Annotated in this window: 18 protein-coding genes; 8 read left to right on the top strand and 10 right to left on the bottom strand. The window is 73.8% G+C overall.

Annotated elements, in window-relative coordinates; genetic code table 11:
• Window positions 1-67 precede the first annotated feature (67 nt).
• Window positions 68-1,492 carry a GNAT family N-acetyltransferase gene (locus ACZ68P_RS29485; RefSeq protein ID WP_471011527.1) on the top strand — a complete coding sequence of 475 codons (1,425 nt, stop codon included), beginning with the start codon at window positions 68-70 and terminating at the stop codon, window positions 1,490-1,492.
• On the opposite strand, the gene ACZ68P_RS29480 is transcribed toward ACZ68P_RS29485, so the two are convergent.
• Window positions 1,404-2,621: a trans-sulfuration enzyme family protein gene (locus ACZ68P_RS29480; protein ID WP_471011525.1), complete on the bottom strand. Its 1,218-nt coding sequence runs from the start codon at window positions 2,619-2,621 to the stop codon at window positions 1,404-1,406. The two genes, ACZ68P_RS29485 and ACZ68P_RS29480, sit on opposite strands and share 89 nt — an antisense overlap.
• A 60-nt stretch (window positions 2,622-2,681) precedes the next feature.
• Between ACZ68P_RS29480 and ACZ68P_RS29475 the strand changes: the two genes are divergently transcribed.
• The 3 genes from ACZ68P_RS29475 (at window position 2,682) to ACZ68P_RS29465 (ending at window position 5,527) form a co-directional block, all read left to right on the top strand.
• On the top strand, window positions 2,682-3,179 hold the full coding sequence (locus ACZ68P_RS29475) for an Lrp/AsnC family transcriptional regulator (protein WP_365715019.1): 498 nt from the start codon (window positions 2,682-2,684) through the stop codon (window positions 3,177-3,179).
• 48 nt (window positions 3,180-3,227) lie between these two features.
• Window positions 3,228-4,931, top strand: coding sequence for a DUF885 domain-containing protein (locus tag ACZ68P_RS29470; RefSeq protein ID WP_471011523.1), 1,704 nt, complete (start codon window positions 3,228-3,230; stop codon window positions 4,929-4,931).
• A gap of 149 nt (window positions 4,932-5,080) precedes the next feature.
• The gene (locus ACZ68P_RS29465; protein WP_471011520.1) at window positions 5,081-5,527 is read left to right on the top strand and encodes an Lrp/AsnC family transcriptional regulator; all 447 of its coding nucleotides are present in this window, start codon (window positions 5,081-5,083) and stop codon (window positions 5,525-5,527) included.
• A gap of 189 nt (window positions 5,528-5,716) precedes the next feature.
• Here the strand turns inward: ACZ68P_RS29465 and ACZ68P_RS29460 are convergent, their stop codons facing one another.
• The 3 genes from ACZ68P_RS29460 to ACZ68P_RS29450 form a co-directional block, all read right to left on the bottom strand.
• Window positions 5,717-8,998, bottom strand: a complete 3,282-nt coding sequence (locus tag ACZ68P_RS29460; protein WP_471011519.1) for an AAA family ATPase — start codon at window positions 8,996-8,998, stop codon at window positions 5,717-5,719.
• On the bottom strand, window positions 8,995-10,164 hold the full coding sequence (locus ACZ68P_RS29455) for an exonuclease SbcCD subunit D (protein ID WP_471011517.1): 1,170 nt from the start codon (window positions 10,162-10,164) through the stop codon (window positions 8,995-8,997). Before ACZ68P_RS29455 ends, ACZ68P_RS29460 begins: the two co-directional genes overlap by 4 nt.
• A 275-nt stretch (window positions 10,165-10,439) precedes the next feature.
• Window positions 10,440-11,066 (bottom strand): YigZ family protein, encoded by a 627-nt coding sequence (locus ACZ68P_RS29450; RefSeq protein ID WP_471011514.1) that lies wholly within the window; start codon window positions 11,064-11,066, stop codon window positions 10,440-10,442.
• Window positions 11,067-11,268: 202 nt separating this feature from the next.
• Between ACZ68P_RS29450 and ACZ68P_RS29445 the strand changes: the two genes are divergently transcribed.
• Window positions 11,269-11,691: a CoA-binding protein gene (locus ACZ68P_RS29445; RefSeq protein WP_471011512.1), complete on the top strand. Its 423-nt coding sequence runs from the start codon at window positions 11,269-11,271 to the stop codon at window positions 11,689-11,691.
• 6 nt (window positions 11,692-11,697) lie between these two features.
• Here the strand turns inward: ACZ68P_RS29445 and ACZ68P_RS29440 are convergent, their stop codons facing one another.
• Both ACZ68P_RS29440 and ACZ68P_RS29435 read right to left on the bottom strand, forming a co-directional pair.
• A complete protein-coding gene (locus ACZ68P_RS29440; RefSeq protein ID WP_471011511.1) occupies window positions 11,698-12,261 on the bottom strand; it encodes a YbaK/EbsC family protein in 564 nt (187 codons plus the stop codon).
• Window positions 12,262-12,305: 44 nt separating this feature from the next.
• On the bottom strand, window positions 12,306-12,878 hold the full coding sequence (locus ACZ68P_RS29435; protein WP_471011509.1) for a helix-turn-helix domain-containing protein: 573 nt from the start codon (window positions 12,876-12,878) through the stop codon (window positions 12,306-12,308).
• Window positions 12,879-12,995: 117 nt separating this feature from the next.
• Between ACZ68P_RS29435 and ACZ68P_RS29430 the strand changes: the two genes are divergently transcribed.
• Window positions 12,996-13,865 carry an EamA family transporter gene (locus ACZ68P_RS29430; RefSeq protein ID WP_471011507.1) on the top strand — a complete coding sequence of 290 codons (870 nt, stop codon included), beginning with the start codon at window positions 12,996-12,998 and terminating at the stop codon, window positions 13,863-13,865.
• 40 nt (window positions 13,866-13,905) lie between these two features.
• On the opposite strand, the gene ACZ68P_RS29425 is transcribed toward ACZ68P_RS29430, so the two are convergent.
• Window positions 13,906-14,775, bottom strand: coding sequence for an acyltransferase (locus ACZ68P_RS29425; protein WP_471011505.1), 870 nt, complete (start codon window positions 14,773-14,775; stop codon window positions 13,906-13,908).
• Between the two features lie 199 nt (window positions 14,776-14,974).
• Here ACZ68P_RS29425 and ACZ68P_RS29420 point away from each other — a divergent pair, with 199 nt between their 5' ends.
• A complete protein-coding gene (locus tag ACZ68P_RS29420) occupies window positions 14,975-15,514 on the top strand; it encodes a gamma carbonic anhydrase family protein (protein ID WP_471011502.1) in 540 nt (179 codons plus the stop codon).
• A gap of 72 nt (window positions 15,515-15,586) precedes the next feature.
• Here the strand turns inward: ACZ68P_RS29420 and ACZ68P_RS29415 are convergent, their stop codons facing one another.
• The 3 genes from ACZ68P_RS29415 to ACZ68P_RS29405 form a co-directional block, all read right to left on the bottom strand.
• Window positions 15,587-16,270: a DedA family protein gene (locus ACZ68P_RS29415; protein ID WP_471011499.1), complete on the bottom strand. Its 684-nt coding sequence runs from the start codon at window positions 16,268-16,270 to the stop codon at window positions 15,587-15,589.
• Window positions 16,271-16,377: 107 nt separating this feature from the next.
• Window positions 16,378-19,053: a glycoside hydrolase family 3 C-terminal domain-containing protein gene (locus ACZ68P_RS29410; protein ID WP_471011621.1), complete on the bottom strand. Its 2,676-nt coding sequence runs from the start codon at window positions 19,051-19,053 to the stop codon at window positions 16,378-16,380.
• 514 nt (window positions 19,054-19,567) lie between these two features.
• Entirely contained in the window at window positions 19,568-20,020 is a 453-nt protein-coding gene (locus tag ACZ68P_RS29405) for a DUF4442 domain-containing protein (RefSeq protein WP_365715033.1), read from the bottom strand.
• Between the two features lie 106 nt (window positions 20,021-20,126).
• On the opposite strand from ACZ68P_RS29405, the gene ACZ68P_RS29400 reads away from it, so the two are divergent.
• Window positions 20,127-21,188, top strand: a complete 1,062-nt coding sequence (locus ACZ68P_RS29400) for a DUF8017 domain-containing protein (protein WP_471011496.1) — start codon at window positions 20,127-20,129, stop codon at window positions 21,186-21,188.
• The last annotated feature ends 10 nt before the right edge of the window (window positions 21,189-21,198 follow it).

Below are 21,198 nucleotides of genomic sequence, written 5' to 3'. Positions count from 1 at the left end.
TTGGCGCTTAACCCATCAGTCACACATCGTTCGTGATCACGCAACACCGCTGGGTCACAGTGAGGTCATGACTGATGTGACTTCCGGGAAGAGCGCCCGCCGCCCCCACCACTGGCGGCGGGACCTCATCGAACTGGCCGCGCTGTTCACGGCCGTGGTGGTGGCGGACACGATCGCCAAGACCGTCGTCCGCGGCGCCGAAGGTCCGTTCATGCTGGTGTTCTCGGCGATCGCGCTGATCGCCACCGCCGCCTTCCACACGTGGTGGGAACGGCGCCACAGCCATGCGCCGCCCGCCGCCCATACCGGCGGCGGGACGACCCCGCCGCCGGCCCGGAGCGAGGGCACCGCGACGGACGGGCACGCCGAGCCCGTGGCGACCGTGCTCTGGAGGATGCGGACCACGGTCCGCGACACCCCCGGCAGCCTCGCCGCGCTGTGCACCGCGCTGGCCCGCCACGACGTGGACATCCTCACCCTCCAGACCCATCCGCTGGCCGAGGGGACGGTGGACGAGTTCCTGCTGCGCGCCCCCGCCACCGTCGAGGCCGGTCACCTCACCCGGGAGATCGCCGCGGCCGGCGGCAGCGGCACCTGGATCGAACGGGCCGACGCCCACGACCTCGTGGACACGCCGACCCGGCTGCTCGGCCTCGCCACCCGTACCGCCCTGGACGCCGCCGAACTCCCCCTCGCCCTGCGCCAGCTCCTGGGCCGCTGCACCATCCACTCCCTGCCGGCCGTCTCCCTGTCGGGGCGCCCCACCGGGGAGACCGCCCCCGTCGAAGGCGTCCTCGAAGAGACGGTGATGCGGCTGCGCGACCCGAACGGCGGGGCCATCACCATCGAGCGGCCCTATCTGCCGTTCACCCCGACCGAGTTCGCCCGCGCCCGCGCCCTCGTGGAGCTCGACGCGCGGCTCGGCCCGCGCATGCCGCGCGGCCAGGACGTGCTGACCCTCCCCGAGGGCAGCGAGATCACCGTCCGCCGGGCCGACCAGCGCGACGTCGTCGCGGCACGGGCGATGCACGACCGTTGCTCCGAGCGCACGCTCGGCCTGCGCTACCACGGGCCGGTGGGCGACGCCGACCGCTATCTGAACCATCTCCTCAGCCCCCGCTTCGGGCGCACGCTCACGGCGCAGTCGTCCTCGGGCCGTCTCGTCGCCCTCGGCCATCTGCTCTGGGACGGCGACGAGACGGAGGTCGCCCTGATGGTCGAGGACGCCTGGCAGCGCCGGGGCATCGGCTCCGAACTGCTCGGCCGACTGGTCGCGATGGCCGTGGAGGCGGGCTGCGAGAGCGTCTACGCCGTGACGCAGTCCTCCAACACCGGGATGGTCGCCGCGATGCGGGCGCTGAACCTCCCCCTGGACTACCAGATCGAGGAGGGCACGCTGGTCATCACCGCTCGGCTCGCAGCGGCTCGGCCGGCGAACCGTCCTGCGTACGGTGAAGTCCCGAGCGGCTCGTCTCGGCAGGGGAGGCACTGAGGGCCTGGGTCAGGTCCCGCCACAGGTCCTCGACGTCCTCGAGGCCGACCGACATCCGCAGCAGCCGGTCGCTGACACCCGCCGAGCGCCGGTCTCCCTCGGCCACGATCCGGTGGCTGATGGAGGCCGGGTGCTGGATCAGGGTGTCGACGCTGCCGAGACTGACCGCCGGGGTGATCAGCCGCACACCGGCGATCACGTCGTGCGGGTCTCCGTACACCTCGAAGGAGACCATCGCCCCGCCCACCCGCGGGTAGTGGACCCGGGCGATGCGGGGGTCGGTGGCGAGCCGCCGGACCAGCTCCGCGGCCGTCGTCGACGCCGCCCGCACCCGTACGGGCAGGGTGGAGAGCCCCCGCAGCAGCAGATAACCGGCCAGCGGGTGCAGCACGCCGCCGGTCGCGAACCGCACCTGGCGCAGTGAGCGGGCGAACTCCTCGTCGCAGGCGACGACACCGCCCATGACGTCTCCGTGCCCGCCCAGGTACTTGGTCGCGCTGTGCAGCACGATCCGCGCGCCGTGCTCGGCCGGCCGCTGGAGCACCGGCGTCGCGAAGGTGTTGTCCACCAGGAGCGGCACCGAGCCGCAGGCGTGGGCGACGGCCCGGATGTCGACCTCGGCCAGGGTCGGGTTGGCCGGCGTCTCCACCATCACCAGGCCGGTGTCCGGACGGATGGCGTCCGCTATCCCGGCCGGATCGGTCCAGGTCACCTCGGTGCCGAGCAGTCCCGCGTTCAGCAGATGGTCGCTGCAGCCGTACAAGGGCCGGACGGCGACCACGTGCCGCAGGCCCATGCTCGCCCGCACCATCAGGACGGCGGTCAGCGCCGCCATGCCGCTGGCGAAGGCGACCGCGGAGTCGGTGCCCTCCAGACGGGCGAGAGCCGACTCGAAGCGGGCGGTGGTGGGGTTGTCCAGGCGCGCGTAGACGGGCGGACCGTCCAGCCGGGCTCCCGTGGTGGCGAACTCGTCGATCCGCGCGGCCTCGGCCCGCGTGTCGTACGACGGGTAGGTGGTCGACAGGTCGAGCGGCGGGGCGTGCAGACCCAGGCCGGCGAGGTCCTCGCGGCCGGCGTGCACGGCTTCGGTGGCCAGAGCCCTGGGGGTGGTCGAGACGTCGTAGTCCATGGGCGGCACTGTGAACGAATACCGGAGGGTAGTGCCGATTCCCCGTGTTACGTTCGCCGCATGGCCGATTCTGTCGTACTGGACCCGGTCGATCTGCACATTCTTCGCCTCCTGCAGAACGACGCGCGGACCACCTACCGCGAGCTCGCCGCCGAGGTCGGCGTGGCGCCCTCCACCTGCCTGGACCGGGTCGCCAGGCTGCGCCGCACCGGGGTGATCCTCGGGCACCAGCTACGGCTGGATCCGGCCAAACTCGGCCGTGGGCTCGAAGCGCTTCTTCTCGTCCAGGTACGCCCCCACCGGCGCGAACTGATCGGTCCGTTCGTGGAGCGCATCCGGGCGCTCCCGGAGTCCCGGGCGCTGTTCCATCTGACGGGCCCGGACGACTACCTGGTGCACGTGGCCGTCGCCGACCCGGCCGACCTGCAACGACTCGTTCTGGACGAATTCACCTCGCGCCGTGAGGTGGCCCGCGTCGAGACCCGGCTGATCTTCCAGCAATGGGAGTGCGGTCCCCTCCTGCCGCCCGGCCAGGGCGCTCATTTGTCAGCCGACTGAGATCGATTGAGATGACGCGGGGACCGTGGAGGCACGAGGATGAACCCCATGCCAGAGACTTCCAGCAGCGCGCTGCCCCGCCAGGTCGCCGACACCTACGTCGACGCACTCATCGCACTCGACCCGATCACCGGTACATACCTGGGAGTCAAGGAGAGCGCGGGCCTGCTTCCCGACTTCTCCCCCGCCGGACAGGAGGCGGTGGCCGAACTCGCCCGCCGCACCCTGGCGTCGCTCGACGAGGCCGAGCGGCAGCCGGGCGCTGACACGGATGCCGAACGCCGGTGCGGCCGACTGCTGCGGGAGCGCCTGACGGCCGAACTCGCCGTCCACGACGCGGACGAGGGGCTGTGCGCGGTCAGCAACATGCGCTCCCCCGCCCACAGCGTGCGCATGGTCTTCACCGTGATGCCGACCGAGACGCCGGAGGACTGGAAGGCAGTCGCCGAGCGGCTGCGAGCGGTCCCCGCGGCGCTCGAGGGCTACCGCGCCTCGCTCGCCCTGGGCCTGGAGCGCAAGCTGCTGGGCGGCCCCCGGCCGACGGCCACGTTCGTGGACCAGTTGACCGAGTGGTCGGGCGCCGATTCCGACGGGCCGGGCTGGTTCGAGGAGTTCGCCGCCGCGCGGCCCGACTCCCTCGACCCCGATCTGCGTACGGAACTGGCCGCCGCAGGCCGGGTCGCGAACGACGCCGTCGCGTCGCTGCGGGACTGGATGCGCGACGTGTACGCCCCCGCGGTCGCCGGCGCGCCGGACACGGTGGGCCGTGAGCGCTACCAGCGCTGGTCGCGCTATTTCAACGGCACCGACCTGGACCTCGACCAGGCCTACGCGTACGGCTGGTCGGAGTACCACCGGCTGCTCGGCGAGATGCGGACCGAGGCGGAGCGCATCCTTCCCGGCTCCGGCCCCTGGGAGGCGCTGGCCCACCTCGATGTCCACGGCACCCACATCGAGGGGGTCGAGGAGGTCCGTGTCTGGCTGCAGAACCTGATGGACGAGGCGATCGAGGCGCTCGACGGCACCCACTTCGAACTCGCCGAGCGGGTACGGAAGGTGGAGTCCCGGATCGCCCCGCCGGGCGGCGCCGCAGCGCCGTACTACACCGGCCCGTCCGAGGACTTCTCCCGCCCCGGCCGCACCTGGCTGCCGGTCGACGGCGAGACCCGCTTCCCCGTCTACGACCTGGTGTCGACCTGGTACCACGAGGGGGTGCCCGGTCATCACCTGCAGATCGCCCAGTGGGTGCACGTCGCCGACCGGCTCTCCCGCTACCAGGCCACGATCGGCGGGGTCAGCGCCAACGCGGAGGGCTGGGCGCTCTACGCGGAGCGGCTGATGGACGAGCTGGGCTTCCTGCCGGACGCCGAGCGCCGGCTGGGGTACCTCGACGGGCAGATGATGCGCGCCTGCCGGGTGATCGTCGACATCGGCATGCACCTGCGGCTGGAGATCCCCTCCGACTCGCCCTTCCACCCGGGTGAGCGGTGGACGCCGGAGCTCGCCCAGGAGTTCTTCCAGCAGCACAGCAGCCGGCCGCCGTCGTTCGTCGAGAGCGAGATGACCCGCTATCTGTCGATGCCGGGGCAGGCCATCGGCTACAAGCTCGGCGAGCGCGCCTGGCTGCTGGGGCGGGCCAACGCGAAGGCGGCGCACGGTGACGCGTTCGACGCGAAGGCATGGCACATGGCGGCCCTGTCGCAGGGGCCGCTGGGCCTGGACGACCTGGTGGACGAGATCTCGCGTCTCTGACGTCGCCGGGCCACCCGGGGGCGGCGGCGGGTCCGCCGCCGCCCCGACCGCGCACCCGCCCGGATGTCCCCCGTGGTGAGGCGTCCGAGCCGTGAGAAGCCGCCGGACCTCGCTTGATCGGCCGGGGATGCGCCTGCTATCTGTCGCGCATGAGCGGATATACACCGGACGCCACCGACTGGCGCATCATCGAGGCCCTGCAGAGCCAGGGCCGCGCCAGCTTCGCCGATCTGGCCAGGACCGTGTCGATGTCCGCGTCGGCCGTGACGGAGCGGGTGCGACGCCTTGAGGAGACGGGTGTGATCGCGGGCTACACCGCCGTGGTCGATCCGGAGCGGCTCGGGCTGCCGGTCCTGGCCTTCGTCCGGCTGCGCTATCCGCACGGGAACTACAAGCCGTTCCACGACCTGATCGAGGCGACGCCCGAGATCCTGGAGGCGCACCACGTCACCGGGGACGACTGTTTCGTCCTGAAGGTGGCCGCGCGGTCGATGCGGCATCTGGAGGAGGTCTCCGGCAAGGTCATGACGCTCGGCTCGGTGACGACGAGCGTCGTCTACTCCTCACCGCTTCCCCGGCGCTCGATCAGCCGCTGAGACTGCTCGCGGACTCCGGCGTGCGATCGGCCGCCCGAGCCGGCCTGATCGCCCCCGTCATGCGATCGGCCGCCTGAGCCGGCCGCGCGCCTTCGGGTGCCCGGATCGACCGCCGAGCCTGCTTGACCGCCCCTGAGCGCCCGGATCGACCGCCGAGCCCGCCTGAAGGTCCCCGGGCCCGGAGTGCGATCAGCCGGCGAGTCCGCCTCCGGTACGGAGCCTCACGGCCGAGCCGTGGCGCTCCTTCACCACCTCCAGCTGGGCCGGGATCCGGCGGCGCAGGTCGCCGACGTGGCTGACGATGCCGACGCTGCGGTCCCGTTCGCGCAGGGAGTCCAGGACGTCGAGGACCTCGTCGAGGGTCTGGTCGTCCAGGCTTCCGAAGCCCTCGTCGATGAAGAGGGTGTCGAGCCGGACGCCGCCCGCCTCGTCGGTGACGACATCGGCGAGGCCCAGCGCGAGGGCCAGGGAGGCGAAGAAGGTCTCCCCGCCGGAGAGGGTGGCGGTGTCGCGCTCGTGCCCGGTCCAGGCGTCGACGACATGGAGTCCGAGCCCGGCCCGCTTGCCACCGGAGCGCGCGTCGGAGTGGACGAGGGTGTAGCGGCCGGAGGACATGCGCAGCAGGCGGGCGGTCGCGGCGGCGGCGACCTGTTCGAGGCGGGCGGCGAGGACGTACGACTCCAGGCGCATCCTGCGCTCGTTCTCGGCCGAGGTGCCGGCGGTGAGGCCGGCGAGCCGGGCGACACGGTCGTACTCCTCACGGAGTGGGCCGAGACGGCGGACCTCCGCGTCGGCTTCGCGGGAGAGCCGGGTGAGTTCGGCGCACCGGTCACGCTGGGCGGCGAGGACCGAGCCGGCGTCGCGCAGGGCCCGTTCGGCGGCGGTGTGCGCGGCCTCGGCGCTCGTCGGGTCGGCCGACGGACACTGCGCGGCGGCCCGCGTCCCCGGCTCGGCGAGCCGGTCGGCGACGGCGGCGGCCTCGGCGTGCCAGGCGTCCAGCCGGCGCTGGAGGTCCCGGTGCTCGTCGTCGCCCAGAAGAGCGGCGCGGGCGGCGGCCGGGGTGTCGAACCCCGCGCGGAAGGCGGCGTCGGCGAGCCGGTCGTCGGCCTCCTTCAGGCGCTCCGCGGTGAGTTCCACGGAGCGTACGGTCTCGGCGGCGTCGAGCAGGATGCCGATCCGGCGCTCCAGGCGTGAGGCGTGCTCGGCGACGGAGCCGGACTCGCCCCGGCCACGGGCCACTTCGGCCTCCAGGGCGCTCTGTTCCCGGTCGAGCGCTTCGCGCTGGGAGGTCCGCGCGGCGACCCGCCGCTCGGCCTCGCGCTGTGCGGCGACCCTCTCCTCGTGCTCCCGCTCGGCCCGCGCGAGGGCTTCCCTGGCGCCGTGCGTCTGTCCGGCGAGAGCGTGCGCCTCGGCATGACGGCGCGTCAGGTCCTCGACCTCACGGGCGAGGTCGGCGACGTCCGGGTCGGGCGGCGTGCCGGGGTCGGCAACGGCGGCCAGGCCCCCCGAACCTGTCTCCGGCGCGCGCTGCCCGGGGACGGTGTCGCGCGTCGGCTGCGGGCTCTCCACCGTCCCGGGGCGGACCTCGCCCCCCACACCGGAGGCACCGGACGTGCCGGGCCCGGCGGAGGGGTGGCTCGTGCGGCTCGCGCCGGGGTGGCTCTCCTGGCCGGGGTGACCGGCGGTCGCGTCCGCGGCTCCCGTACGGACCGCGGCGACGGCGGCCGCGTGCGGGCCGTCCGCCAGGCCCGTCAGGACGTCGGCGCGGGCGGCCGCCCATGCCTCCCGGGTGACGGCCAGGTCGCGTTCCGCGGCGGCACGGTCCTCGTCGGCCTGGGCGAAGGCGGCGTAGGCGGCCTCCTCCGTCGCGCGGTCGACGTGGTCGGCGCCGGTCCGGGCGGGGGCCGGGTGCTCGGCGGAGCCGCAGACCTGGCAGGGGGCGCCGTCGGTCAGGCCGGCGGCCAGTTCGGCCGCGATGCCCTGGAGACGGCGGGACTTGACGTCGAGCCAGGTCTCGTGGGCGTCGTTGCGCTGCTCGCGGGCGGCCGTCAGCCGGTCTTCGGCATCGGCCGTCCGGCGGGCCAGATCGTCGCGGCGGCGCGCCGCCGCGAGACGGCGACGGGCGGGTTCGAGCCGGCCGGCGAGGTGTTCGGCGCGGGCGGCCGCCTCCTGCGCGGACTCGATACGGGCCGCCAGCTCGGCGCGCCGGGGCCCCCAGCCGGCCAGCCAGCCGGCCGCTTCCTGCAGGATCTCGTCGTCCGCGCGGGCCTGCCGCTCCAGGACGTCGCGCTCTCGGGTGATCTCGACGGCGCGCCGCTCGGCCCGCCGCGCGGACTCCAGGCCGCCCAGCTCCTCGCGGAGCCGCCGTTCCAGGGCGGAAAGCTGCTCGGCGCCGGCGTCGGCGAGGTCGGCCGGCAGCAGACCGCGCGACCTCTCCCGTGCCGCGCTCGCCGCCGCGTGGTCGCGCTCGGCGTCGGCGCGCAGGCTCAGCGCGGGCGCCACGAGCCCGGCCTTGCGGGCCCGGTCCAGCGTGGCTTCCCAGCCGTCCCGTTCGGACCTGCCGGCCTCCAGCTCACGCTGCCTGCGTGTGGCCTCGTCGTGCCGCGCCTGCCGGGCGGCCAGGTCCCGTTCCGCGTCCAGCGCGCGCCGGGCGGCGGACTGCCGGACTTCGGCGGCCGCGACCCGCACCTCCGCGATGTCGAGCGCCTCCCGCGCCTCCGAGCGCGCCACGGCGGCCCGGGTCTGCACGGCGTCGGCCAGCCCCGGCTCGCCCGGCCGCTCGGCGACGACGCTGCTCCCCGCGGCCTGGGCCATCCGGTGGCCGAGCGCGAGGAGCCGCTCGTCCCCCTCCCGTACGCGCTGTTCGGCGGCGCGCCGCAGGTCGGCGAGCCGCTCTTCGACGGCCGCGAACCGCCGGGTGTCGAAGAGTCGCCCGAGGAGTTTGCCGCGAGCCTCGGCGTCGGCCCGCAGGAAGCGCGCGAAGTCGCCCTGGGGCAGGAGGACGACCTGGCAGAACTGCTCTCGGCTCATGCCGACGAGCTGGGTGATCTCCTCGCCGATCTCCTGGTGGGAGCGGCTGAGCCCGTTCCATTCGCCGGTCGTGGCGTCGTACTCCCGCAGCAGGCTCTGCGCCTTCTCGGTGGTGAAGCCGCCGCCGCGCTTCTTGGGCCGCGGCTGGGCCGGGCGGCGGGTGAGCTCCAGCCGTCGCTCGCCCACGGTCAGCTCCAGGGCCACCTCGGTGGCTGTCCCGGCCGGCGCGTGGTCGCTGCGCAGCGAGGCCCCCGGGGTCTGGCGCGCACCGGGCACGGCGCCGTACAGGGCGTAGCAGACGGCGTCGAGGACGGAGGTCTTGCCCGCGCCGGTGGGTCCGTGGAGCAGGAACAGTCCGGCGGAGGACAGGGCGTCGAAGTCGATCTCCTGGGTGGCGCCGAACGGCCCGAACGCCGTGACGGAGAGGCGGTGGAGTCTCACCGTCCCACCTCGCGCCGCTCGGCGTCGACGCGTACGTCGTCGAAGGCGCCGTACAGGACGGCCCGTTCGGATCCGTCCGGCCCCGCGCCGCCGCGGACATGGGCCACGAAGTCCTCCGCGATCTGCTGGTCGCTGCGGTCGCGCAGCCGCTGCGCGTACGAGGCGTGCGGGTCGCCCTCGGTGGGCTCCGGATCGAAGACCAGGTTGAGGGTGTGCGGGAAGCGTTCGACGAGCCGGGCCATGGGCTCGGCGGGGCGTACGGGATCGGTGAGCGTCGCCTCGACCCAGGCGTCCTCGTGGCGCGCGTGGGCGGGGTCGGCGAGCAGGTCGTCGAGCCGGCCCCGGATGCGGGCGAGTGCTCGCGGCACCGGGCAGTCGATCCGTTCGGCGGCGTCGATCTCCCCGCGGGCTCCGAGGTCGATCAGCCACATCGTCTTGCGGTGGCCGGCTTCGGAGAAGGAGTAGGCGAGGGGGGAACCGGAGTAGCGCACGCGCGGGGTGACCGTCTGGCTGCCGTGCAGATGGCCGAGGGCGACGTAGTCGACGCCGTCGAAGACGCCGACGGGTACGGCCGCGACCCCGCCGACCGTGATGTCGCGCTCGCTGTCGCTCGGCTCACCGCCCGCGACGAAGGCGTGCGCCAGGACCACGGACCGGGTTCCGGCCGGTCGCGCGGCGAGGTCGGCGCGGACCCGTTCCATGGCGGCGGTGAGCACCGCCTCGTGTCCGGCCTTGGCGGCTCCGAGCCGCTCGCGGACCAGGGCGGGTTCGAGGTAGGGCAGGCCGTAGAGGGCCACGTCTCCGTGGCTGTCGGTGAGGACGACGGGGGTGCCGACGCCGGCCGGATCGGTACGGAGGTGGATCCCGGCGCGTCCGATGAGCCCGGCGCCCACACCGAGGCGGCGGGCCGAGTCGTGGTTGCCGGAGATCATCACGGTCGGGACGCCGGCCTCGGCGAGCCGGTGCAGGGCGGTGTCGAAGAGCTCGACGGCGGGCAGCGGGGGTACGGCCCGGTCGTAGACGTCGCCGGCCACGAGGACGGCGTCCACCTCGCGCTCGCGCACCGTCCTCACCAGGTGGTCGAGGAAGGCGGCCTGGGCGTCGAGCAGGCCGACCCGGTGGAAGGAGCGGCCCAGGTGCCAGTCCGACGTGTGCAGAATCCTCAACGTCCCGTCCCGCCCCGCATGATCCTCACCGTGCCGCTCCGCCCCGCATGTGTTCCGCTGTCCGCCCCCGGCCGCCACGGCACCCGCACGGGCGCCGTCGAAGAGCATCGACCACGCTAGCGCGCCCGAGCACCTCGTTTCGCACGGACCACCGATCGAGACCCTTCCGGGGGCGGCCGGCGGCGGCCGGTCAGGCCACCGGGGAACCTGTCCGGGCGCTCCTCCCGTGCCCGGTCCAAAGCCCTCGGGCGGCTGTGTCCCGGGGCTCAGGGCGCTCAGGCGTCGCCGTAGGCCTCGCCGCCCAGCTCCAGGGTCGCCGTGCCGGCCGTCACATCGGCGAGCCAGGCCCGGAAGGCCTCCACGTCGGCGTCCGGCAGACCGATCCCGATCGCGACGGCCTCGCCGTACCGCACCTCGCGCACCGAGCGCCCCGTCGACCGGAGATCGTTCTCCAGCTTCCCCGCCCGCTGGTGGTCCACGGTGACGGTGGCGAGGCGGAAGCGCTGCCGGGTGAGGGTGCCGAGCGCGTCCAGGGCCTCGCCGACCACACCGCCGTACGCCCTGATCAGCCCGCCCGCGCCGAGCTTGACGCCGCCGTAGTAGCGGGTGACGACGGCCGCGACGTACCGCATGTCGCGCCGCATCAGCATCTGGAGCATCGGGACGCCCGCGGTGCCGCCCGGCTCCCCGTCGTCGCTGGCCTTCTGGACGGCGGCGTCGGCGCCGACGACGTACGCGAAGCAGTTGTGCGTGGCGGTGGGGTGCTCCTTGCGGACGCGTGCGACGAAGGCCTGCGCCTCCTGCTCGGTGGCGACGGGCGCCAGCGCGCACAGGAAGCGCGAGCGGTTGATCTCGGTCTCGTGCACGCCCTCGCGGGCCACCGTGCGGTACTGCTCGTGCATCCCGCCACCCTATGCGCCCACCGCGGAGGGCAGCGCCGCCCTCCTCCACGGCCGGAACCGCCGGGGAGGCACGCGAGCCGCCCCCGGGCGGCACGCAAGCCTCGTTCGGGACGCACTGAGCCGCTCCCCGGCGGCCATCCGGGAATCATGGGCGGGCCGGGCTCGTTCAGGAGGGGAACGAGCGAGCCACGGGAGGCAGCGGATGAGCGGCGAGACCACGACGACCGAGTCGGAGACGGTGCGGAGGATCCTCACCGACGCGGGCGACACCTGGGCGGTCGTGGGGCTGTCGTCGAACGAGGCGCGCGCGGCGTACGGCGTCGCGGCCGTCCTGCAGCGCTTCGGCAAGCGGATCGTGCCCGTCCACCCGAAGGCCGAGACGGTGCACGGCGAACCGGGCTACGCCTCGCTCGCCGACATCCCCTTCCCGGTGGACGTGGTCGACGTGTTCGTCAACAGCGAGCACGCCGGGCAGGTCGCGGACGAGGCGGTGGCCGTCGGCGCGAAGGCGGTCTGGTTCCAGCTCGGCGTGCTCGACGAGGCGGCGTACGCGAGGACCCGTGAGGCGGGGCTCGACATGGTCATGGACCGCTGCCCCGCGATCGAGATCCCGCGGCTGGGCTGACGCGCCTCAGCCGGCGGTGACGCCCAGGCCCTCGAGGACGACGGCGCCGGGCAGCTGGGCGAAGGCCTTGCCCGGCACGATCAGCTTGCCCCGGCGCCGGCCGCTGCCGATCAATACCCAGGCGGTGTCCACGACGGCGGCGTCCACGAGGACCGGCCAGTCGGCCGGGAGCCCGATGGGCGTGATGCCGCCGTACTCCATGCCGGAGTCGCCGGTCGCGGTGTCCATCGGCGCGAACCGCACCTTGCGTGAGCCCAGGTGCTTGCGGACGACCCCGTTGACGTCGACGCGGGCCGCCGAACGCACCACGCAGGCGGCCAGGGTCGTCACCTCGCCGCGCTTCCCGGCGACGATCACGCAGTTCGCCGACTCGTCGAGCAGCTGCTGACCGTGGTGCTCGACGAAGACGGCCGTGTCGGCGATCGCCGGATCCGTGTCCACGTACAGCAGCTGGTCGACCGGCACGGCGCCCTGCCAGGCGCGCACGGCGGCGGCGACCGGCTCCGTCAGCAGGTCCAGGCAGTCGGGGGCGGGTCGGGCGTCGTCGAAGTCACCGATGGGGGCGCGCATGCCCGCCACGCTAACAAGGCGTGTCCTGCCGGGGTTTGGGCGTCTCACCGTACGGGCGGGATGGAGACGGCCATCGTCATCTCCACCCGCTCGTCGCCGTCGTTGCGGTAGGCGTGGGGCACGTTGGCCTCGAAGACGGCGGAGGTGCCGGCCGGGAGGGAGTGCTCCGCGCCCTCGACGACGAGGGTCAGCACGCCCTGGGTGACGTGCAGCAGCTCGGTCGTGCCGTCGGGGTGCGGGTCGGAGGCGCTGCCGTCGCCGGGCATCAGCGTCCAGGACCAGAGCTCCAGCGGGCCGCGGGCCTCGGTGCCGGCGAGGAGGGTGGTGTGGCTGCCGGTGGAGGTGGACCACATGCGCACGGCCTGCTCGGGCGGGACGAGGCGGACCTGGGGCTCCTGGTCGTAGTCGAGGAGCGTGGTGATGGAGACTCCGAGGGCGTCGGCCAGCTTCACCGTGGTGCCGACGCTGGGGTTCGTGCGGGCCTGCTCGATCTGGATGATCATGCCGCGGCTGACCCCGGCCCGCGCGGCCAGCGCGTCCAGCGTGAAGCCGCGATCGTTGCGCCACCGCTTCAGATTGCGGGCGAGCGACTGCGTGAGCTGATCGAGGTCCGACACATTCCGTCCAATATTTTGGATGACATAGTTCAATGTATTGCACTACGGTGGGGTGTACCGCGGTGTACTCGTCTGTACACCGCACTGTACTGCGAGACCCCACCCTGCGAGGATTCCATGACCGCGCTGTTCGCCCTGGCCACCGCCCTGCTCTGGGGCCTGGCCGACTTCGGAGGCGGACTGCTCACCCGGCGCATGCCGGCCCTGACCGTCGTCGTCGCCTCGCAGTCGATCGCGGTCGTCGTGCTCGGCGCGATCGTGCTCGCCACGGGCGGCTGGAGCGAGATCGGGCCGGACCTCTGGTACGCGGTCGGGGCCGGCGTCGTCGGCCCCGTGGCGATGCTCGCCTTCTACAAGGCGCTCGCCCTCGGCCCGATGGGCGTGGTCTCCCCGCTCGGCTCGCTCGGTGTCGTCGTACCGGTCTCGGTGGGCCTGCTGATCGGCGACCGGCCGGGCCTGCTCCAGTTCGCCGGGATCGGCGTGGCCCTGGTCGGCATCGTCCTGGCCGGCGGCCCGGAGCTGCGCGGCGCGCCCGTCCAGCGCCAGGCGGTGCTGCTCACGCTCCTCGCCGCCTTCGGGTTCGGCTCGGTGATGGCCTTGATCGCCGAAGCCTCCTCGACCCTGACCGGCCTCTTCCTCGCGCTGTTCGTCCAGCGCGTCACCAACGTCCTGGTGGGCGGCGGCGCGCTCTACGTCTCCGTGAAGCGTGGCGGACGGGCGCTGCCGGAGGGCGGGGACGGCATGCGGGTCGTCTGGACCGCCCTCCCGGCCCTCGCGTTCGTCGGCCTCGCCGACGTGGCCGCCAACGGCACGTACTCGATCGCGGCGCAGAACGGTCCCGTCACCATCGCCGCCGTCCTCGCCAACCTGTATCCGGTCGTGACGGCGCTCGCGGCGCGCGGGGTCCTCAAGGAACGGCTGCGCGCCGTCCAAGCGGCGGGCGCGGGCCTCGCGCTGGTGGGCACGGTCCTGCTCGCGACCGGCTGAAGGAGCCCTTCCACCCGCGGACGGCCCGGCCAGGGCGCGGTCAGGCGTCCTTCAGTTGGCCCTCCAGCTCGCCCTCAAGCACCAGCTCGTCCGTCAGCCCGTCCGTCGGTTCACCCTCAAGCACCAGCCCGTCCTTCGGCCCGAGTTCGCCCTTCGGTTCGCCCTCGACGGTCTCGGCGAGTTCCAGCTCCGCGAGCGCGGCGAGCTGTTCGGGCGTCACGCCGTCCGGGATGGGCACCGGTGCCGGAGTGCGGATCGGCGGCTGCCAGCCCTGCTCCGGGTCCCAGCGGCGCACCACGCGGGCCGGGGCCCCGGCCACCACCGAGTGGTCCGGCACCTCTCCCCGTACGACGGCGCCCGCCGCGACGACCACGTTGCGGCCGATCCTCGCCCCCGGCAGGATCACCGCGCCCGTGCCCAGCCAGCAGCCGGGGCCGATCTCCACGGGTGCGGAGCGCGGCCACTGCCTGCCGATCGGCACGTGCGGATCGTCGTAACTGTGGTTGGTCGACGTGATGTAGACGTACGGTCCGCAGTACGTCTCGGAGCCGATCGTCACCGTCGTGTCGGCGATGACGTGGCTGCCGCGCCCCAGGACCACCCCGTCGCCGAGGGTCAGGATCGGGTCGGGACCCAGGTCGAGGCCGGGCATCATGCCCGCGGTGAGCGTGACCTGTTCGGCGATGATGCAGTGCTCGCCGATCTCGATCCAGCGCTCCCCGAAGACGGTGCCCTGCGGGAAGGCGAGCCGGGTGCCCGCGCCGAGACGCCGGAAGCGCAGCCGCCCGGGCGACGCGGCGGTCACGGCACCGGCCTCCTGCGCCCAGCGCCAGCCGGCCCGCACCACACGGGCGACGACACGGCGCCGCCGGTCGGCGAGAGACGAGAACGTGTTTCTGTTCTTGGGCACCCGCACACGGTAGTCGCCCCCGTCGCACCGGATCGGCGCCGCGCGCTGTGATGTCGGTTACGGGTACGGGCGGGTGGTGACCGCGAGCCCGGCCGTCGCCGCGCGGGGCGACGGCGGACAGGGGCGGCGGGCCCGGGCGGGGCGTCTCGTAGGGTTCCCACCAGGCGCGAGCGAACAGCGAAACGATCAGGAGCGGACGATGACCGAGCAGGCGTTGATCAAGGGTGTGGGCGGCAAGGAGCCGCGGATCGATCCCACCGCTTTCACGGCCCCGACCTCAGTGGTGCTCGGCGACGTCACGCTCGGCGCCCGCGCCGGCATCTGGTACCACGCCGTGCTGCGCGCGGACTGCGGGCCGATCGAGATCGGCGAGGACTCCAACGTCCAGGACAACTGCACCGTGCACGTCGACCCCGGCTTCCCGGTCACGATCGGCGCCCGGGTCACCGTCGGCCACAACGCCACGGTCCACGGCTGCACCGTCGAGGACGACGTCCTGGTGGGCATGGGAGCCACGATCCTCAACGGCGCCCGCATCGGCGCCGGCTCCCTCGTCGCCGCGCAGGCGCTCGTCCCGCAGGGGATGCAGGTCCCGCCCGGCTCACTCGTCGCGGGCGTCCCGGCGAAGGTCCGGCGCGAGCTGACGGAGGAGGAGCGGCAGGGCATCCGTCTCAACGCGGAGGTGTACCTGCACCTCGCGAAGGCCCACGCCGAGATCTACGAGGATCCGCAGGGGTGACGCGCGAGGGGCGCGGCTGCCTCACGGCACCGCGCCCCTCGTCACACTCTCCGTCCGGCGTATCCCGGTCGGTCAGTCCCCGACCGGCACGGTCGCCTGGGCCGCCGGCGCCGGGGACGTCTCCGACACCGCCCGCTCCGCCTCCGCCTGGGCCGCCGCCTTCTTCGCGCGGTTCTTCAGGACGAGCATCGAGGTGAGGCCGACCAGCACGGCGAACACCAGGCCCAGCCACGAGAAGCGCTTCAGCCACGCCTCGGCGACCACACCCACCGAGTAGACGACCGCCGTGGTCCCGCCGGCCCAGAGGATGCCGCCGAAGACGTTGGCGACGAGGAACTTCCAGTACGGCATGCGCAGCACACCCGCGAGCGGTCCGGCGAAGATCCGCAGCAGGGCGACGAAGCGGCCGAAGAAGACCGCCCACATCCCCCACTTCTCGAAGGAGCGCTCCGCCAGCGCGATGTTGCCCTCGCTGAAGTGCTTGGGGAACTTCTTCCCCAGCCAGGCGAGCAGCGGCCGGCCGCCCCTGCGGCCGATGGCGTACCCGATCGAGTCGCCGATGATCGCGCCGGCCGTGGCACAGGCGCCGAGGACGTACGGATTGATGTCGCCGTGCTGCGAGGCGAGCAGGGCCGAGCTGACGAGGACGATCTCGCCGGGCAGGGGGATGCCCAGGCTCTCCAGCCCGATCACCACTCCCACCAGCGCGTAGATGGCGACCGCGGGGATCGTCTCCAGCCATTCCTGGACGTGCAAGGCGAGTTCCTCCCGTATCGACCGTGGACGCCGGGCCCGCCTGTCGGCCCTGGGTCACGGCGTGCGCGGCGTGCGCGGCGTCGCGCACGCCGGGGAAGCCTACCTGGTCACGGGGAGGGGACCCTGACCTCGGTACGGAGCCTGAGGGCACGGGACGAGGAGCCCACGCGGACCGTACGGCGTCCGGTGCCGAGGACCCAGTCGTGCCGTGCCACGTCCCAGGAGGACAGGGTGCGGGCGGTGACGGGCACGGTCACCTTTCGTCGTTCACCGGCCTCCAGCTCCAGCCGGAGATAGCCGGCGAGGCACTGGCGGGGCTGGTCGATGCCGAGGGCGGCGAGGTCGGGCGAGGGGCCCAGATAGATCTGGGCGACCTCCGTGCCGGTCCGGCGGCCCGTGTTGCGGACGGTGAAGGTGACCGAGAGACCCCCGCCCACGCCGGGTGTGGCCGGTGGGACGGGTGCCACGACCAGACGCTGGTAGGTGAAGGTGGTGTACGACAGACCGTGCCCGAACGGGAACAGTGGCTCCACGTCTTCGGCGTCGTACCAGCGGTGCCCGACGTGCACGCCCTCGGAGTACTCCGCGACGCCGCCCTGCCCGGGGTAGCGGCGCGGGTCGCCCGCCGTCGGATGGCGGTCCTCGGCGGCCGGGAAGGTCTGGGTCAGCCGGCCGCCGGGGTCGGCGTCGCCGAACAGGACGGCGGCCGTGGCGGCCGCGCCCTCCTGTCCGGGGTAGTACATCTGCAGGACGGCGGCGGTCCGGTCCAGCCACGGCATGGTGACCGCGGACGAGGTGTTGAGGACGACGGCCGTATGGGGGTGGGCGCCGGTCACCGCCTCGATGAGAGCCTCCTGCCGGCCGGGGAGCGCGAGGCTCGTACGGTCCCGGCCCTCGGTGGCCTCCTCGTACGCGAAGAGCACCACGCTCCCGGCGGCCGAGGCGGCCCGGACGGCCTCCGCCACGTCCGCCGCGCGGCCCGCCTCGGTCTTGGCGCGGAGCCGGAAGACCTGCCCCCGCGCCCCGCCCTGGGCCGTGACCTCCAGACGGTGGGGTCCGGCGGTGAGGGCGCGGCCGGTCCGGCGGACGGTCAGGCCGTCGGGGGCGCGGCCGGCGATCCCGCCGGCGTGGACCTGACCGGGGGCCGGGGCGGCGGGGAAGAGCTCGATCCCGTCGAGGGTCACGGTGGGACGCGTCCCGCTGTGGTGGACGAGGAAGGTCCAGTCCTCGGGGGTGGTGACCGTGAGCGTGCCTTCGTAGGTCCAGGTCTCGCCGGGGCCGACGGTGACGCGCTCCAGGTCGGTCGCGGGTGCGAGAGCCGGCAGGGCCGTGCCGTAGACGTCCTCGCCGATGGCGTAGGTGACGGTGGCCCCCTCACCCGCCCGGGCCCTGATCGCGTCGAGGGGGCTGGGCGCCGCGTCGGGGACGACGTGGGCGCTCCCGCCCCCGCTGACGAACGGGACGGCGCCGGTCGGCCCGATGACGGCGATCGAGCGGGCGGCGGTTCCGGCCAGCGGCAGGGCGCCGTGCTCGTTGCGCAGGAGGGTCGCCCCGGCGGTGGCGACCCGCAGCGCGAACGCGGCCCCGGCGGCGGCGTTCCGCGCGGGCCGCGCCCTCTCGACCCCTTCGGCCCGCTCGGGCCTCCCGGTCGGTCCCGGAGCCCCGGTCGATCCTGGGGTCCCGGTCGATCCTGGGGTCCCGGTCGTCGCCGCAGCCCCGCTCGACGCCGCAGCCCCGCTCGACGCCGTAGCCTCGGTCGTCGCCGTAGTCTCAGTCGTCGCGTCGAGCAGTCCGTACCGTTCCCGGACGGTGAGCAGACGGCGCACCGCCCGGTCCACGTCCTCCTCGGCGACCCGGCCGTCGCGCACGGCGGTGCGCAGGGGCGCGCCGAAGTACCGTCCGCCGGGCATCTCCATGTCGAGGCCGGCGGTGAGGGCGGCGGCGGTGGAGTGGAGGGCGCCCCAGTCGCTCATCACCCAGCCGTCGAAGCCCCAGCGGTCGCGCAGGATGTCGGTGAGCAGCGTCCGGCTCTCGGTGGCGTGGAGACCGTCGACCTTGTTGTACGCGGCCATCACGGCACCGGCCCCGGCGGCGACGGCGGCCTCGAAGGGGCGCAGTTCCGTCTCGTGGAGGGTCTGCTCCCCGGCCCGGACGTCGACGGTCATCCGGTCCTTCTCCTGGTTGTTGAGGGCGAGGTGCTTGACGGTGGCGACCAGGCCCTCGGCCTGGATGCCCCGGACCTGCTCGGCGGCGAGGTCGGCGGTGAGGAGGGGGTCTTCGGAGAAGGTCTCGAAGTTCCGCCCCGCGTAAGGGGTGCGGATGAGGTTGACCATCGGGGAGAGCATCACGTCCTGGCCGAGGGCGCGGCCCTCGCGGCCGAGGACCTGGCCGTAGGCGCGGGCGAGCGCGGGATCGAAGGCGGCGGCGAGCATGACGGGTGCGGGCAGCGCGGTGGCGGTGCGCTGGACGCGGACGCCCGCGGGTCCGTCGGCGAGCCGCAGTTCGGGGATGCCGAGCCGGGGGACGCCGGGCACGTATCCGGCCTGGCCGAGGCGCTGGGGGTCGGTCGCGCCGTGGAGCAGGGAGATCTTCTCGTCGAGGGTGAGCCGGGCGAGGAGGTCCGCGACGCGGTCGGTGACCGGTTCGGGTGCCGGGGCGGCCGTGGGGTCGCCGCCACGACCGGAGGCGCGGCGCGCGGGGGCGGCGGCCGCGGCGGTCGTCCCGGTGACGGCCGCCAGCGCGGCGGCGCCGCCGAGGAGGAGCAGCAGCCCGCGTCGCGGCAGGCCCCGCTCCGCCGTGCGCCGCTCACCGGCCGGGCCGCGTCCGCCCGCCGTCCCGGGGGCGTCACATGGCGGAGCTGTCCGGCCCGCGCCGGCGGCGCCCTCCGTGCCCGCCTCTTCGGCGCCCTCGGTGTCCGCGCCCTCGGCCCGCGAGGGTTCCGCAACCGGAGCGGGGCCGCCGGCCGGTCCCGCCGAGGTGGGGGAGACGATCCGGGCGGGGTCGGCCGGAGCGCTGCTCGGCAGGGGCGGCGGCCACGGCAGAGGCAGGCGCGGAAGAGGGCTCGGAAGGGGACGCGAACGGGGCGGGACGTCGGACAAGGTGGCTTCTCCTCGGCGCGGGCGCGGATGCCGTGTGGCTCTTCTGCGCACTATGCGTGACGGCCCGTCGGATTCCGGGGCAGTGCCCCGGGACACGGCCGCCCCCGCACCCGAAGAGGTGCGGGGGCGGCCGTGACGACCCGAACGAGAGCCTGGCGACGCCGGGCCCCGGTGGCCGGGCACCGGGGGTGCCCGCGGGTCAGGAGTTCGGGCGCAGGGTCCAGACGACGGTCATCTCGCCCGTGACGGCGCCGTCCTCGCGGGTGATCGCGATGTGGACCGGGAACTCGGGTCGCTCACCGGCGTCGAGCTCGGCCACGACCTCGGCGGCAGGGCGGCCCAGGGTCGCCGTGGCGGTCACGACACCCATGGCGAGCTTCTTGTAGCCGATCTCCGCCTTGACGGCGAGCGGGACCGCACGGCTCAGCTGGGCTCCGAACGCGGCGAGGACGATGGCCCCGCTGGCGGACTCGGCCAGCGTGAACATGGCTCCGGCGTGCGGGCCGCCGACGTGGTTGTGGTAGGCGGCCTGGTCCGGCATGCGGACGACGGCACGCTCGGAAGTGGTCTCCAGGAACTCGAGGTTGAGGGTCCTGGCCATGGGAACCGTCGCGGCGAGCATCTCGCCGACGGACATCTGGTCTGCGCTCATGCGGCGATGTTACCCACGAGTAGCAGGGAAGGCCATCCCCGTACGCGCAGGCCTGGGCGGGGGCGGGCGTAGCCGCGTCCCCGCCGCACCTCTATGGTTACTGGCCATGTGGCCAGGACAGCAGCCGCCCGGGGGCGAGCAGAACCCGCAGGACCAGAACCAGAACCCGTACCAGCAGCCGGGTTACCCGCAGCAGCCGAACCCGTACCAGCAGCCGCCCACGGGGCAGCCCGGGTATCCGCAGCAGCCGCCGCAGGGCTATCCCCAGCAGGCGGGGCAGCCGGGCTACCCGCAGCCGAACCCGTACCAGCAGACGGTGCAGTACGGCATGCCGGGCCCCGCCCAGCCGGGCGGTCCCGACGGCGGCAGGAAGAAGCAGACGACCCTCATCGCCATCGTCGCCGCGACCGCCGTGGTCGTCGCGGCGGGGGTCACCGGATTCCTCGTCCTCGGCGACGACGGCGAGAAGACCACCGCCGGAGGCGACCCCAAGCCGTCCGCGCCGGCCTCCCAGTCCGCCTCTGCGTCCTCCCCCGCGATCGACAACCCGCGCGACGACGCCGAGCTCCAGCCGACGATCCCCGGGTGGAAGGTCGTCCACAACCCGAAGTACGGCACGCTGTTCGACGTACCGCCCGAGTGGGAGCTGCTGAAGCCCGGCTCGGTCACGTTCTTCGAGGACGAGAAGAAGAACGACGGCAGCCCTGTCGTCACGATGTCGGCCCCCGCTCGCTACAAGAGCAAGTGGTGCGCGTTCGACACCGACAAGAACGGCACCGAGGAGACCTGGGGCCTGAGCAGCGTCGGCACCAAGGGCGGCCAGGGCGCCAAGAACACCGACGAGGCGGCGTTCAACGAGGCGGGCAACTGGGTGTGGGCGGGCTATGCCCAGCACATGCCCAAGGGCACCATCAAGATCGCCAAGGCCGTGCCGTACAAGACGAAGTCCGGACTCACGGGCAGCATGTCGACGGCCACCGCGCCCGGCATCAAGAAGCGGAACAAGTGCGAGTCGGACGGCAAGTCCATCGCGTTCTCCTTCAAGAACTCCCAGGGCGACTTCTCGTCGTGGGTGCTCTACGCCGCGGACAACGTCAAGGACGAGCTGCCGGACGCCGTGATCCAGCAGATCCTCTCCACCGTGCGCCTGGCACCGACGTCCTCCTGACCCGACACCG

The sequence above is a fragment of the Streptomyces sp. NPDC036822 genome (genome assembly GCF_055609145.1).
This window is presented reverse-complemented; position numbering and strand designations above follow the sequence as displayed.

Coding starts and splice junctions, on each gene's coding strand:
- ACZ68P_RS29465 (WP_471011520.1), top strand. CDS start 5,081: ATGAGCGGATATACACCGGACGCCACCGACTGGCGCATCATCGAGGCC.
- ACZ68P_RS29420 (WP_471011502.1), top strand. CDS start 14,975: ATGACCGAGCAGGCGTTGATCAAGGGTGTGGGCGGCAAGGAGCCGCGG.
- ACZ68P_RS29430 (WP_471011507.1), top strand. CDS start 12,996: ATGACCGCGCTGTTCGCCCTGGCCACCGCCCTGCTCTGGGGCCTGGCC.
- ACZ68P_RS29480 (WP_471011525.1), bottom strand. CDS start 2,621: ATGGACTACGACGTCTCGACCACCCCCAGGGCTCTGGCCACCGAAGCC.
- ACZ68P_RS29445 (WP_471011512.1), top strand. CDS start 11,269: ATGAGCGGCGAGACCACGACGACCGAGTCGGAGACGGTGCGGAGGATC.
- ACZ68P_RS29450 (WP_471011514.1), bottom strand. CDS start 11,066: ATGCACGAGCAGTACCGCACGGTGGCCCGCGAGGGCGTGCACGAGACC.
- ACZ68P_RS29400 (WP_471011496.1), top strand. CDS start 20,127: ATGTGGCCAGGACAGCAGCCGCCCGGGGGCGAGCAGAACCCGCAGGAC.
- ACZ68P_RS29485 (WP_471011527.1), top strand. CDS start 68: ATGACTGATGTGACTTCCGGGAAGAGCGCCCGCCGCCCCCACCACTGG.
- ACZ68P_RS29475 (WP_365715019.1), top strand. CDS start 2,682: ATGGCCGATTCTGTCGTACTGGACCCGGTCGATCTGCACATTCTTCGC.
- ACZ68P_RS29440 (WP_471011511.1), bottom strand. CDS start 12,261: ATGCGCGCCCCCATCGGTGACTTCGACGACGCCCGACCCGCCCCCGAC.
- ACZ68P_RS29470 (WP_471011523.1), top strand. CDS start 3,228: ATGCCAGAGACTTCCAGCAGCGCGCTGCCCCGCCAGGTCGCCGACACC.
- ACZ68P_RS29405 (WP_365715033.1), bottom strand. CDS start 20,020: ATGAGCGCAGACCAGATGTCCGTCGGCGAGATGCTCGCCGCGACGGTT.